Below are 13125 nucleotides of genomic sequence, written 5' to 3'. Positions count from 1 at the left end.
GCTTCTTGGAATGATGCACATACATCTTCTACAACTATTTCTTCGTTCTTCATTTTCTTGCCATTTAAGTAATTTAAAACTGCTGACTTTAATCCACTAAAACTAAAATCATAACCGTCATCTAAATAAGCTCTTGGGAAGTCTATGGCTTTTTTATTTCCTTCTTTAGCTAATTTGTCTACTATTGGACCGCCTGGATACCCTAAGTTCATTGCTCTAGCTATTTTGTCAAAGGCTTCTCCTGATGCATCGTCTCTAGTTCTTCCTAGTATTTCATATTTACCGTAGTCTTTTACTTCTACTAAGTGAGTATGTCCACCTGATACTATTAGTGTTATAAATGGTGGCTTTAAATCCTTATGTTCAATGTAATTTGCACTTACGTGACCTTCTATATGGTTAACTCCCACTAGAGGCTTATTTAAAGTGAAAGCAAGTGCCTTAGCATGAGATAAGCCTACTAGCAATGCTCCTACTAAGCCTGGTCCATAGGTTACCGCTATATGGTCTATATCATTTAAAGTTATTTTAGCTTCGTCTAAAGCTTCTTGTAATACTCCATCTATGTTTTCTATGTGTTTTCTAGAGGCTACTTCTGGAACTACGCCTCCAAATTTTTTATGTAAATCTATCTGCGTAGAAATTACGTTTGAGATTATTTCTCTACCATTTTTTAAAACTGCTACTGCAGTTTCATCACAGCTACTTTCTACTGCTAATGTTATTATATCTTTCATGACTACACCGCCTTTATATCATTCCACATTATCATAGCATCTTCTTTGTTGTTGCTATAATACTCTTTTCTAATTCCTGCTAGTTTAAATCCATATTTTTTGTAAAGATTTTGAGCTGCTACATTTGATGCTCTTACTTCTAATGTCATTGCTACTATGTTGCTCGATTTGCAAACTTCTATTAACTCTTTTATTAGTTTGTCTCCTATTTTTTGTCCTCTATAATCTTTATGTACTGCGACATTTGTTATATGTCCTTCATCCATTACTAACCATATTCCAACGTATCCTACTACTTTCCCATCTATCTTTGCTACTAAATACCTTGCTACATCATTTTTAAGTTCTTTCATGAATGAATCTTTCGACCAATAGTCTTCAAAACAACTTTTTTCAACTTCAAAGACTCCATCAATATCTTTAGATGTCATTTTTTCTATAACTAAATTATTTTCCATCATTTAACCTCTTCATTTTCTCATCGTATTGAACTTCTGCTTGAGATTTTCTAACATACATAGGATTTATACTATAACAATCATGTATAGCTATATTTTTGTTGTATTTTTTTATTGCTATAGAACATAGGCTGCTGGCTCTATTTACATTGTGAGATGAAGCAGGTATGTGTATATTGTTTGTTTCTTTAAGCTTGTCCTCGTATTTGTAAACGGCTTCTCCTACTAGAATCCAGTCTTCATTACTATTCTTAAGCTCTTCTATTAATTCTTCAATTTCTACTACATCTACGCCTTTTAATTCTACTAATTCTTCATTTTCTAATTTATATTGACCCATGTATACTTGTGTTCTTTGTGCATCTAAAATTGAACATATTTTTTTATCACATAAATCCATATTTCCTGCTAATAACTCTACAGAATTTACTCCTACTATAGGTAAGTTATTTACGTGCGCTATTGCCTTTGCTGTAGCCATTCCGATTCTTAGTCCAGTAAATGATCCTGGACCTTCACATACTGCAATCATGTCCATTTCATTAACATCTATATCGCTTATTCTCAGCATATTTTCTATCATAGGCATAAGCTTTTGAGAATGTGTTTTTTTAGTATTTATTGTGTACTCGCAAATCAATTTATTATCTTCTATAACAGCTACACTTGCAGCCATTGAAGATGTGTCTATACCTAAAACCTTCATTATTGCGTCAACTCCTTAACAATTTTCTCGTATTTTTCTCCCACTGGAGTTAATATCATTTCTCTTGCCATCTCTTTATATTTAATCTCTATATGTAAATATTCATCTGGAAGTATGTCTTCTATTAAGTTTGACCATTCTATTATACATACGCCTTCACCATTTATATATTCATCATAGCCTATATCATACATTTCATCACTGCTACCTATTCTATATACATCAAAGTGATATAATGGCATTTTTCCTTCATATTCGTTTACTATAGTAAAGGTAGGACTAGTTATATAATCATCAACTTCTAATGCTTTTGCTAAGCTTTGAGTCATAGTAGTTTTCCCTGCACCTAAATCTCCTACTAAACATATGACACTTCCTGGCTCTAATAATTTTCCTAATTTGTATCCTATTTCTCTAGTATTTTCTTCATTTCCTAAATATATATTAATCATAATAACCTCTCCATAGTAACACTTTATTTATGCTTAAAACTGCATATTTAGTCGTTAAATATAATTATCAACTAGATATTATTATATTATAACCATCTATTATTATAAAGTATTATAATCTCTAATATTATAATTGACTTTTGTATATCCATGAACTACTATTTAATTAAGAAAATAGGCTAAATGAAACTGTAAGGATTTTTAATGATATTAAAGTTATCTTATTATTGAAATTCTTTTTGTTTACTCTATATTCCAACCCTTTTTTACTGTCTATATTCTTTGCAGTAGGCAGTGTTTTTTTACGATACTTTGTTAAAAATTTAATATATAAAAAGACGAACATAAATTATTAATTTATGTTCGTCTTTTTGAGCATCTAACAATATTCTTGACCATATAAAGTGTGTATTTATCACATCACTCTTATAACGCTAATTTTATTTGTTTAAAACTTTTTCTGTCTTTTTATAAATTGGTAATGTTATTAAAGACATGATTATAGCCTTTAATATATTAAATGGAGCTATCATCCATATTACAAAGCTTAATTTATCCGTTATATAAGGATTTATAGCTGAAGCCATACCTACTATAGCATCTGTTGAAAATCCTACTGCTGCATATAAAGGTAACATTATAAAATAATTTGCTAAACATCCTACTACAGCCATCACTATAGTACCAAGTATCATGCCTACAACAACACCTGTAGTATCCTTTTTCTTTCTATATACATAAGAAACTATAAATACAAAAGAGCCACCAATCAAGAAGTTTGCAAACTCCCCAACTCCCCCTGTTGTTGAAAAACCTGTTATAAACTGTAATAAGTTTTTTAAAAATTCTATTGTAAGACCAGCTAATGGTCCCATAGCTATACCACCTAAAAGAGCAGTTAAATCTGATATGTCAATCTTTAAAAAATCTGGAAATATTGTTGGTATTGGTACAGATATAAACATTAGTATATAACCTATTGCTGATAATATTGCCACCTTTACTAAGGTAGATGTAGTAAAAACCCTATTATTTTTTATTGTTTCTTGCATAAAATATAACCTCCTAATTTTATTATTAGGAAAAAATAAAAACTCGAAGAGATCATCTTCGAGCTTATTTTTTGAGTTCAATTTATATAATATACGCAAAAAACATATATTTATATATAATGTAAAAAATTCGTCTCTTCTCTCATCCAGACTATACTGTCGGCTTTGGAATTTCACCAAATCATGCTACTATTGTAGCTCGCGGGCTATACCGCCGGTAGGGAATCTCACCCTGCCCCGAAGATCTTTCGTTTATTTAATTTTTCCTGTTATATTTATATAGTATTAAAATTTATAAGTAAAAGCAACTACTTATTTTAATATAATTTCATATATATATATATATATAATTTTTATGTTATTGAGTTTCTATTTTTTATAAACTAACTTTCCATCTATGATAGTGAAAAGTACATTACTTTGAATATCTAGAGGACTTCCATCCCAAATAACTATATCTCCATCTTTTCCTACTTCTATAGAACCTACTCTATCTTCTATACCTAGAGTTTTGGCCGGATTTATAGTTATAGCTTCTAATGCTTTATCTACTTTCATACCATGTTTTACAGCTATACCTGCACACATCGGTAAGTATTGAACCGGTACAACAGGATGGTCTGTCATTAAAGATACCTCAACCCCTGCATTCGAAAGTATTCCTGCTGTGTCAAAAGTTAGGTTTCTTAATTCTATTTTTGATCTTTCAGATAAAGATGGTCCTACTACTACTGGATAACCTTCTTCTAATAACTCATCAGCTATTAAATGTCCTTCTGTACAGTGATCTAATGTTAGTTTTAAATCAAATTCTTTTCCTATTCTTATGGCAGTAAATATATCATCAGCTCTATGAGCATGTACTTTAAAAGGTATTTCTCTTTTTAAAACTGGTAATAAACTTTCCATTCTTATATCATACTCTGGCTTATCATGATCTTCATGCTCCATGTATAATTCTATTTCTTCTAAATATTCTTCTGCTTTTTTAAGATTTTCTCTTAAAAGCGATGCTATTGCCATTCTAGTTTGAGGTGTTTTTTCATCTCTACCATAACAACTTTTCGGATTTTCTCCAAAAGCTATTTTAGATGCCACTGGATTTTTTATAACCATTTTATCTATTCTTTTTCCAAAAGTTTTTATGGCAATACATTGTCCTCCCATTACATTTGCACTTCCCGGAGTTGTACATACAGATGTTATCCCTCCTTGAACAGCTTCTTTAAATGTATTATCCATAGGATTTATACCATCTATAGGGTTTAATTGAGGAGTAATAGGGTCAGTTTCCTCATTTCCATCTGCTCCTTCAAATCCCATACCATCTTCCCATAATCCTAAATGAGTATGAGCATCTATAAATCCTGGGTATATAAATTTCCCCTGTGCATCTATAATTTCTGCATCTAATGGCGCTACTATATTTTTACCTATTTCTATTATTTTTCCATTTTCTATTAATATATCTTCTTCTATTATTCCATTTGTTATTGTGTTTACTATTCCATTTTTGATGAATATCATATATTCTCCTCCTAATATAGCTTAAATCTTCATAGATAAAGCTACTCTTTGCTTGTTCATATCTACTCCTATGACTTTTACATCTATTATATCTCCTACTGTAACTATAGTCATAGGATCCTTTACAAATGATTTACTCATTTGAGATTTATGAACTAAACCGTCATTTTTTATTCCTATATCAACAAAGGCCCCAAAGTCTACTACGTTTCTTACAGTTCCTTTTAGTACCATATCTTCTTGTATATCCTCTATTTTTAAAACATCCGTTCTAAGTATAGGCTTTATTCCTTCTTCTCTTGGATCTCTTCCTGGTTTCTTTATTTCATCAATTATATCTTTTAAAGTTACTTGGCCTATTTCTAATTGCTCACTTAATGATTTTATTCCTATTTCATTAATTTTAGAATCTATATCTTCTATGTTTTTGTTTTCTATATCTTTTAGTGAGTATCCTAATAGCTCTAACATTTTTTTGCATATATCATAACTTTCAGGATGTACTCCTGTATTATCTAAAGGATTTTTAGCATCCAAAATTCTCATAAATCCAGCACATTGAGTAAAGGCTTGAGGACCTAATCTTTTAACTTTCTTTAATTGTGCTCTTGATGTAAAATCTCCATTTTCTTCTCTATAAGCTACTATATTTTTAGCAATACTATTACTTATTCCAGCTATATGTTCTAATAAAGAGTAAGACGCTGTATTTAAATTTACACCTACACTATTTACCGAATCTTCTACTACTCCACCTAAAACCTCTTGTAGTCTTTTTTGATTTAAATCATGTTGATATTGACCTACACCAATACTCTTAGGGTCAATTTTAACAAGTTCAGCTAATGGGTCTTGTAATCTTCTTCCTATTGATATAGCACCTCTTAAAGATACATTTATATCTGGATGTTCTTCAGTAGCAAGTTCTGATGCAGAATACACAGATGCTCCTGCTTCACTTACAATTACATATTGAACGTCTTTATCTATTTCTTTTATCATGTCTGATACAATTTTTTCAGATTCTCTTGATGCAGTTCCATTACCTATAGCAATTATATCTACGGCGTATTTATCTATTAATCCTACTAATGTATTTTTTGCACCTTCTACATTGTTTTGAGGCTCTGTAGGATATACAGTTATAGTTTCTAATAGTTTACCATTCTTATCAACTACTGCTATCTTACAACCTGTCCTAAAAGCAGGGTCAAAACCCATAACAACTTTATCTTTGACTGGCGGTTGTAATAGTAAACTCTTTATATTTTTTCCAAATACACTTATAGCTCTTTCCTGTGCAATTTCTGTTAGGTGATTTCTTACTTCTCTTTCTATTGAAGGGAATATCAATCTTTTGTAGGCATCTTCTATAGATTGTATTATTTCATTTTTGTTTTTTAGATTTTCTTTTTTTACATATTCATTGATTATATGATTTACTACTTTTTCATTATTAATTTCTACTTTTACTTTTAAGACGTTTTCTTTTTCTCCTCTATTTATAGCTAAGACTCTATGGGGTGCTATACTTTTTACACCTTCACTATAATCATAGTACATATCATATACAGACTTTTCTTCTGTTGCATTTTTAGTAGCTATTACACCTTCTCTTAAAATAAGTTCTCTTATATACTTTCTAATTTTTGCATTATCAGAAACTACTTCTGCAATTATATCTTTTGCTCCCTTTATAGCATCTTCTATTGTATTTACTTCTTTCTCTTCATTTAAGTAATTTTTAGCTTCTATTTCTAAGTTTTCTATATTACTATTTAATATAGCTAAAGCTAATCCTTCTAATCCTTTTTCTTTTGCTATAGTTGCCCTTGTTCTTTTCTTTTGTTTAAAAGGTGCATATATATCTTCTACTTCTTGAAGAGTTTTTGAAAGTTCTACATTTCTTTTTATTTCTTCTGTAAGCTTACCTTGTTCTTCTATTATTCTTACTACATCTTCTTTTCTTTTTTGTAAATTTCTTAGGTACATTAATTTATCATAGAATTCTCTTAATGTAACGTCACTCATTTCTCCTGTCATTTCTTTTCTATATCTAGCAATGAATGGTATTGTATTTCCATCATCTATAAGCTTTATTGTGTTGTTTATTTGCTCATCTCTAAGGTTAAATTCTACTTTTAAAAATTCATATATGTTCATAAAATCTCTTCCTTTTCTATAATTTTTTAATATAATAACTCTAAAATAAGGCTCAAGAATTAAATTCTCAAGCCCTTACTTTAGTTATTTTTTTGATTTATTCATTTTTAAATATTCATTTATAAATAAATCTACATTACCATCCATAACACTGTCTACATTTCCCATTTCCGCATTAGTTCTATGATCTTTGACTAGTTTATATGGTTGGAATACATAAGATCTGATTTGGCTTCCCCAAGTTATTTGAGAGTACTTACCTTGTATATCTTCTATCTTTTCTTTTTGCTCAAGTTCCTTAAGCTCTATTAACTTAGCCATAAGCATTCTCATAGCTGTGTCTTTATTTTTGTGTTGAGATCGCTCATTTTGACATTGAACTACAACACCTGTAGGTATATGTGTTATCCTTACTGCAGAGTCAGTAGTATTTACATGTTGTCCTCCTGCACCAGATGCTCTGTATGTGTCAATTTTCAAATCTACAGGATTAATATCTATCTCTACACTTTCATCTAATTCTGGTATAACATCTATAGATGCAAATGATGTATGTCTTTTTCCTGATGGGTCAAAAGGTGATATCCTAACCATACGGTGTACTCCTTTTTCACTTTTTAAGTATCCATAAGAATTTAAGCCTTCTATAGATAAAGTAGCACTTTTTATTCCAGCTTCAGGATCTGATATCATATCCAATACCCTAACCTTATAACCTTTACCTTCACTCCATCTGATATACATTCTAAGTAACATTTGAGCCCAATCCTGAGCATCTAATCCACCTGTACCTGCATTTATAGACAGTATAGCATTATTTTTGTCATATTCTCCACTTAAAAGAGTCTTTATTCTTACTGCATCTATTTCTTTTTCAAGGTTTGATATATTTTGTTCTATTTCTTTTTCAATAGACTCATCACTTTCTTCTAAACCTAATTCTATTAGAATCTCTATTTCTTCTAAAGCTTCTTTAAGAAAATTATATTCCTCTATAGTTTCTTTAAGTGATTTATTTTCTTGAAGTACTTTTTGAGCTTTTTCATTATCATTCCAAAAATCTTGCTCATTCATTTTTTCTTCATATTCATTTATTTTAAGACATAGTGAAGCAATGTCAAAGAGAAACCCTCAATTCTTCTATATTTGAAGACATCTTCTCCACACTGTTTCTATAATCTTGTACATTTAACATTTGAACCCTCCAAAACTATCTGCCACAACACTTTTTGTATTTCTTTCCACTTCCACAAGGGCAATCATCATTTCTACCTATAGATTCATCTTTTTTAACTGTCTTGCTCTCAGGTCCATTATCAGCATTAGATGATAGTTTATCCACATCTACAACTTGCTTTCTTTCTACAGGTTCTTCTATAGTTATGTTAAATAAGTATCTTATTGTATCTTCTTGTATATGAGTGTTCATTTCATTAAACATCTCAAATCCTTCATTTGTATATGCTATAACTGGGTCTATTTGACCTATTGCACGTAGACCGATACCTTGACGTAATTGATCCATAGCATCTATATGGTCTATCCAATGATTATCTACTGCTTGAAGAAGAATTACTCTTTCTACTTCTCTCATTCTCTCAGAACCTATTCTATCTTCTTTTCCATTGTATATCTTCATTGCTATCTCATAAACAGCCTCTACTATTTCAGCTGTATTAAGTTTTTCCATATCTGGAATTTCTATACTTCCTTTAGGCATAAATAAGTGATATAAATAGTCTCTAAATCCATCAATATTTAATCCTTCATCTTGAGAATATGCTCTAGCTGCTTCTTCTATAAGTGCTTGTATCATGTTTTGTACTTGATCTTGAAGGTTTTCTCCTTCTAATACTCTTCTTCTTTCTGCATATATAGTTTCTCTTTGCTTATTCATAACATCATCGTATTGAAGTACGTGCTTTCTTATACCAAAGTTTCTACCTTCAACTTTCTTTTGGGCACCTTCTATAGATTTAGATAACATTTTATGCTCTATAGGCATATCTTCTTCTAAACCTATTTTTTCTACGACAGAAGATATTTTTTCGCTACCAAATAGTCTCATTAAATCATCTTCTAGAGATATGTAGAATCTTGAGCTACCTGGGTCACCTTGACGACCAGCACGTCCTCTTAATTGGTTATCTATTCTTCTAGATTCATGTCTTTCTGTACCTATTATAACAAGTCCACCTGCTTTAACAACTTCAGCTTGCTCTTCTTCAGTTTTCTTTTTGAATTCTTCATAGAGCTTTTTGTATTCAGCTCTTCCCGCAAATAAATCTTCATTTCCTTCTTCATCTATACCTTCTAAAGAAGCATCTACTTTGTTTATTACTGCTTCATCATAACCTAATCTCTTCATTTCTCTTTTCGTAAGGAAAGTTGGGTTACCACCTAAAACTATATCCGTACCACGACCAGCCATATTTGTTGCTATAGTAACAGAACCTAATCTACCTGCTTGAGCAATTATTTCTGCTTCTTTATCATGGTGCTTAGCATTTAATACTTCATGCTTAACTCCTCTTCTCTTTAATAAGTGAGACAATAGCTCTGAAGTTTCTATTGATACTGTACCAACAAGTACTGGTTGCTTGTTTGCATGTCTTTCTATGATGTCTTCCACTACAGCATTAAACTTACCTTTTGTATTTTTGTATACAGCATCTGCTAAGTCATCTCTTTTAACTTCTTTATTAGTAGGAACTTGAACAACATCCATTTTGTATATTGCTTTAAATTCTTCTTCTTCTGTTTTTGCAGTACCTGTCATACCAGAAAGCTTATTGTACATTCTGAAATAATTTTGGAATGTTACTGTAGCTAAAGTTTTAGATTCTCTTTGTATTTTTAATCCTTCTTTTGCTTCAATTGCTTGGTGTAATCCTTCCGAATATCTTCTACCAAACATTAATCTTCCTGTAAATTCATCGACTATTATTATTTCTCCATCTTTACTAACATAATCTACATCTCTCTTCATTATACAATGTGCTTTCAATGCTTGATTTATATGGTGATATAATTCCATATGAGCTACATCAGTTATATTATCTACATTAAAATAAACCTCTGCCTTTTGTATGCCTGATTCTGTTAAAGATACTGATTTCTGCTTTTCGTCTATTTCATAATTATCTTCTTTTAATGTTAATACAAATGTATTAGCATCTGCATATAAATGAGTTGATTTATCCCCAGGTCCAGATATTATAAGGGGAGTTCTAGCTTCATCCACTAATATAGAGTCCACCTCATCTACGATAGCATAATTCAATTCTCTTTGAACCATTTGTTCTTTGTGAATTACCATATTGTCTTTTAGGTAATCAAATCCGTACTCGTTATTTGTTCCGTATGTTATATCACATTTATATTGTTCTCTTCTTACTTGTGGGTTTTGTCCGTGCACTATAACCCCAACTGTCATACCTAAGAATTCGTATACTTTTCCCATTTGCTCTTTATCACGTTTTGCTAAGTAATCATTTACTGTAACTACATGTACCCCTTTACCAGTAAGAGCATTTAAATATACTGGTGCTGTTGCAACTAATGTTTTACCTTCCCCTGTTTTCATTTCAGCAATTCTACCTTGATGAAGAACCATACCACCTATAAGCTGAACACCATAGTGTCTCATTCCTAACACTCTTTTTGATGCTTCCCTTACTACCGCAAATGCTTCTGGTAATATATCGTCTATGCTTTCCCCTTGTGATAATCTATCCTTAAATATATTAGTCATCTCTTTTAGCTCTTTGTCAGACATTTCTCCAAATCTAGGTTCTAATAAATCTATGTTATCTACTATTTTATTAAACTTTTTTATTTCTTTTTTATCTGCCATATTAAATAAACTATCTAAAAAACTCATGTTTAATATGCCTCCCAACGTATTTTTTGTACTATATATCATTTTACCATAAAAAAACTATATGGTAATATTATTTACTAAAAAAGCTATCAATAATTAATTTATTGATAGCTTTACTTTAAATTTTAATTTTTTATTCGTGTTCTATCAGTCCATAACCACCAGTTTTACGTTTATATACTATAGATATCTCATCTGTATCTATATTTCTAAACATATAGAAATCATGTTCTATTAATTCCATTTGTAACACAGCTTCTTCAGCACTCATAGGTTTCATATCAAACTTTTTGTTTCTTTCTATAGTTATTTGGAAATCATCCTCTTCTTCAACCTCTACATCAGGTGTTTCAACTGTTTCAAATCTAATACTTTGATTTTTTTGATGTCTATCTTGTAATCTATTTTTATACCTTCTTAATTGCTTATTTAACTTATCATATACAATATCTATAGCTGCATATAAATTTTCTTCTATATCCTCAGCTCTTATTATTGGTCCACTTATAGGTATTATTGTAACTTCAATTTTTTGTCTAGCTTTTTTAGCACTAACAGTAACCTTTACTTCTGTTTCTGGATGAAGGTAGAAATCCAATCTTCCTAATTTCTCTTCTATAGCACCTTTGATACCATCTGTTAATTCCATTTGTTTTCCAGATATTATTATATTCATAAGAACATCTCCCTTCAGTTATATCAGTATAAAAAAAATTATAGTTTATATAAATTTTTTTATACTTTTATAATATATTCGTCATTCATTTCTATAATCCTTTATTTTATTGTTAACTTTTATAATTTAATATATACAACCAAAGAGAAATTTCATTTAATTACAACTTTAATATTATTTTAAAATTATACATGTGGATTAATATTAATCGTTTCACCTGTGGACAATGTGGATAAAATTGTTAATAACTTTAGTTTTCTGTATTTTAAGCTATTTTTTAATTACTAGTTATCCACAAATACTATTGTTAACTGTTATTAATTTGTGTATTTATGTCGTAATTTCATATTTTATACTAAAATTTCTAAAAAATTTTTTTAGAAATTTTTCATATTTTATATTTTAAAATAAAAAAAAGCACCTTTAAGGTACTTTTTGGATATTTAGCTGACCTGGTTTTTGACCCCACACTCGCCTACTGGAGAGTTCGCTTGGGTTCGCCGCACTACTAACTCTCTCGATTTATTATCGGTAGGTCTTACTTCTAAGCCGCACCATGATCATTAACTCAATTTTTAGAATTAACTTACGTGGATCCCTTTGCCTGCGACTGGCTTGGACTTTCAACCACAGACCTAAATATCACTTATTTATTTTAATATTTTCTATTTAATATGTCAATATAAATTTATTCCACAACATAACAATCGTTATGTCCAGTTAAAAGAGTTATTACAAATACTTTGTTAACTCCATTTAATTTTAAGATTTTAGAAATTTCATTTACTGTAGAACCAGTAGTTAATATATCATCTACAATCAAAATATTTTTGTTTTTTAGTTCTTGTTCCTTATCCTTTAAAATAAACGTATTTTTTAATTCTTTATACCTTTGTTCTTTGCTAAGCTTAAATAGTTTTTTTGTGTAAATCTTTCTTTCTATTTTATCTAGTACAGGCGTGTTTATTAATTTACTTAAATCTTTTGCTATTTTTTGAGTTTGATTAAATCCTCTTTTTCTCAGTCTCTTTTTATGTAATGGTACAAATAATATATATTCAAATTTTAGATTTTCTAGCTCTAACTTTTCTTTCATAATACTAGCTATATATCTACTTATGTAAGTACTATTTTTATACTTAAATTTGAATATTATTTTTTTGCTTATATCTGTGTACTCTATACACGATATTGCCTTATCAAAGTAAAAAGATTTATTAAAACAATAACTACATCCACAAATGTCCTGCTTTTCTAAGGAATGATATATTATAGGCTTTCCACATTTTATACAACCATCAAGTATAAACCTCATTTCATTAAAACACTCCTTACACAGTGAATATGTGTTAGTTTTCTTGATTGGTTTATCACATAATATACAACTTATATTATCTGGGTATATAAAGTCTAATAATATATTCATTACCTGGCTGAATATATTATAATTTTTATTTTCTATATTTTTCAT

At 29.8% G+C, this 13125-nt stretch carries 11 protein-coding genes and 1 riboswitch; all 11 genes read right to left on the bottom strand.

The window, feature by feature from the left end; genetic code table 11:
- Positions 1 to 737: tRNA (adenosine(37)-N6)-threonylcarbamoyltransferase complex transferase subunit TsaD (tsaD, locus tag ACRC03_RS05600; protein ID WP_438651570.1), on the bottom strand; the 737-nt coding region annotated here is incomplete at its 3' end.
- Positions 738 to 739: 2 nt separating this feature from the next.
- Positions 740 to 1195, bottom strand: a complete 456-nt coding sequence (gene rimI / locus ACRC03_RS05595) for a ribosomal protein S18-alanine N-acetyltransferase (RefSeq protein WP_438651572.1) — start codon at positions 1193 to 1195, stop codon at positions 740 to 742.
- The gene (tsaB, locus tag ACRC03_RS05590; RefSeq protein ID WP_438651569.1) at positions 1185 to 1901 is read right to left on the bottom strand and encodes a tRNA (adenosine(37)-N6)-threonylcarbamoyltransferase complex dimerization subunit type 1 TsaB; all 717 of its coding nucleotides are present in this window, start codon (positions 1899 to 1901) and stop codon (positions 1185 to 1187) included. The genes rimI and tsaB overlap by 11 nt, the downstream gene beginning before the upstream one ends.
- Complete coding sequence (gene tsaE, locus ACRC03_RS05585; RefSeq protein WP_438651568.1) at positions 1901 to 2353, bottom strand: tRNA (adenosine(37)-N6)-threonylcarbamoyltransferase complex ATPase subunit type 1 TsaE; 453 nt, start codon at positions 2351 to 2353, stop codon at positions 1901 to 1903. Before tsaE ends, tsaB begins: the two co-directional genes overlap by 1 nt.
- Positions 2354 to 2793: 440 nt before the next feature.
- Positions 2794 to 3405: an ECF transporter S component gene (locus ACRC03_RS05580; RefSeq protein WP_438651567.1), complete on the bottom strand. Its 612-nt coding sequence runs from the start codon at positions 3403 to 3405 to the stop codon at positions 2794 to 2796.
- Between the two features lie 130 nt (positions 3406 to 3535).
- Positions 3536 to 3654: riboswitch (FMN riboswitch) on the bottom strand.
- Between the two features lie 120 nt (positions 3655 to 3774).
- The gene (locus tag ACRC03_RS05575) at positions 3775 to 4932 is read right to left on the bottom strand and encodes an amidohydrolase (RefSeq protein ID WP_438651566.1); all 1158 of its coding nucleotides are present in this window, start codon (positions 4930 to 4932) and stop codon (positions 3775 to 3777) included.
- Between the two features lie 21 nt (positions 4933 to 4953).
- Positions 4954 to 7095 (bottom strand): Tex family protein, encoded by a 2142-nt coding sequence (locus tag ACRC03_RS05570; protein WP_438651565.1) that lies wholly within the window; start codon positions 7093 to 7095, stop codon positions 4954 to 4956.
- Between the two features lie 84 nt (positions 7096 to 7179).
- Positions 7180 to 8290, bottom strand: a protein-coding gene (gene prfB, locus ACRC03_RS05565; RefSeq protein ID WP_438651564.1) for a peptide chain release factor 2 whose coding sequence is annotated in 2 segments (ribosomal slippage) — positions 7180 to 8214 and positions 8216 to 8290 — 1110 coding nt in all. Because the reading frame shifts where the segments join, the coding sequence is not laid out codon by codon here.
- Positions 8291 to 8305: 15 nt separating this feature from the next.
- Positions 8306 to 10978, bottom strand: a complete 2673-nt coding sequence (gene secA / locus ACRC03_RS05560; protein ID WP_438651563.1) for a preprotein translocase subunit SecA — start codon at positions 10976 to 10978, stop codon at positions 8306 to 8308.
- A 133-nt stretch (positions 10979 to 11111) separates the two neighbouring features.
- A complete protein-coding gene (gene hpf, locus ACRC03_RS05555; RefSeq protein WP_438651562.1) occupies positions 11112 to 11654 on the bottom strand; it encodes a ribosome hibernation-promoting factor, HPF/YfiA family in 543 nt (180 codons plus the stop codon).
- 688 nt (positions 11655 to 12342) lie between these two features.
- Positions 12343 to 13125: a ComF family protein gene (locus ACRC03_RS05550; protein ID WP_438651561.1), complete on the bottom strand. Its 783-nt coding sequence runs from the start codon at positions 13123 to 13125 to the stop codon at positions 12343 to 12345.

The organism is Romboutsia sp., assembly GCF_051659545.1.
Taxonomy (GTDB): domain Bacteria; phylum Bacillota; class Clostridia; order Peptostreptococcales; family Peptostreptococcaceae; genus JBOFOR01.
This window is presented reverse-complemented; position numbering and strand designations above follow the sequence as displayed.

Coding starts and splice junctions, on each gene's coding strand:
- hpf (WP_438651562.1), bottom strand. CDS start 11,654: ATGAATATAATAATATCTGGAAAACAAATGGAATTAACAGATGGTATC.
- secA (WP_438651563.1), bottom strand. CDS start 10,978: ATGAGTTTTTTAGATAGTTTATTTAATATGGCAGATAAAAAAGAAATA.
- rimI (WP_438651572.1), bottom strand. CDS start 1,195: ATGGAAAATAATTTAGTTATAGAAAAAATGACATCTAAAGATATTGAT.
- tsaB (WP_438651569.1), bottom strand. CDS start 1,901: ATGAAGGTTTTAGGTATAGACACATCTTCAATGGCTGCAAGTGTAGCT.
- ACRC03_RS05570 (WP_438651565.1), bottom strand. CDS start 7,095: ATGAACATATATGAATTTTTAAAAGTAGAATTTAACCTTAGAGATGAG.
- ACRC03_RS05580 (WP_438651567.1), bottom strand. CDS start 3,405: ATGCAAGAAACAATAAAAAATAATAGGGTTTTTACTACATCTACCTTA.
- ACRC03_RS05550 (WP_438651561.1), bottom strand. CDS start 13,125: ATGAAAAATATAGAAAATAAAAATTATAATATATTCAGCCAGGTAATG.
- tsaE (WP_438651568.1), bottom strand. CDS start 2,353: ATGATTAATATATATTTAGGAAATGAAGAAAATACTAGAGAAATAGGA.
- ACRC03_RS05575 (WP_438651566.1), bottom strand. CDS start 4,932: ATGATATTCATCAAAAATGGAATAGTAAACACAATAACAAATGGAATA.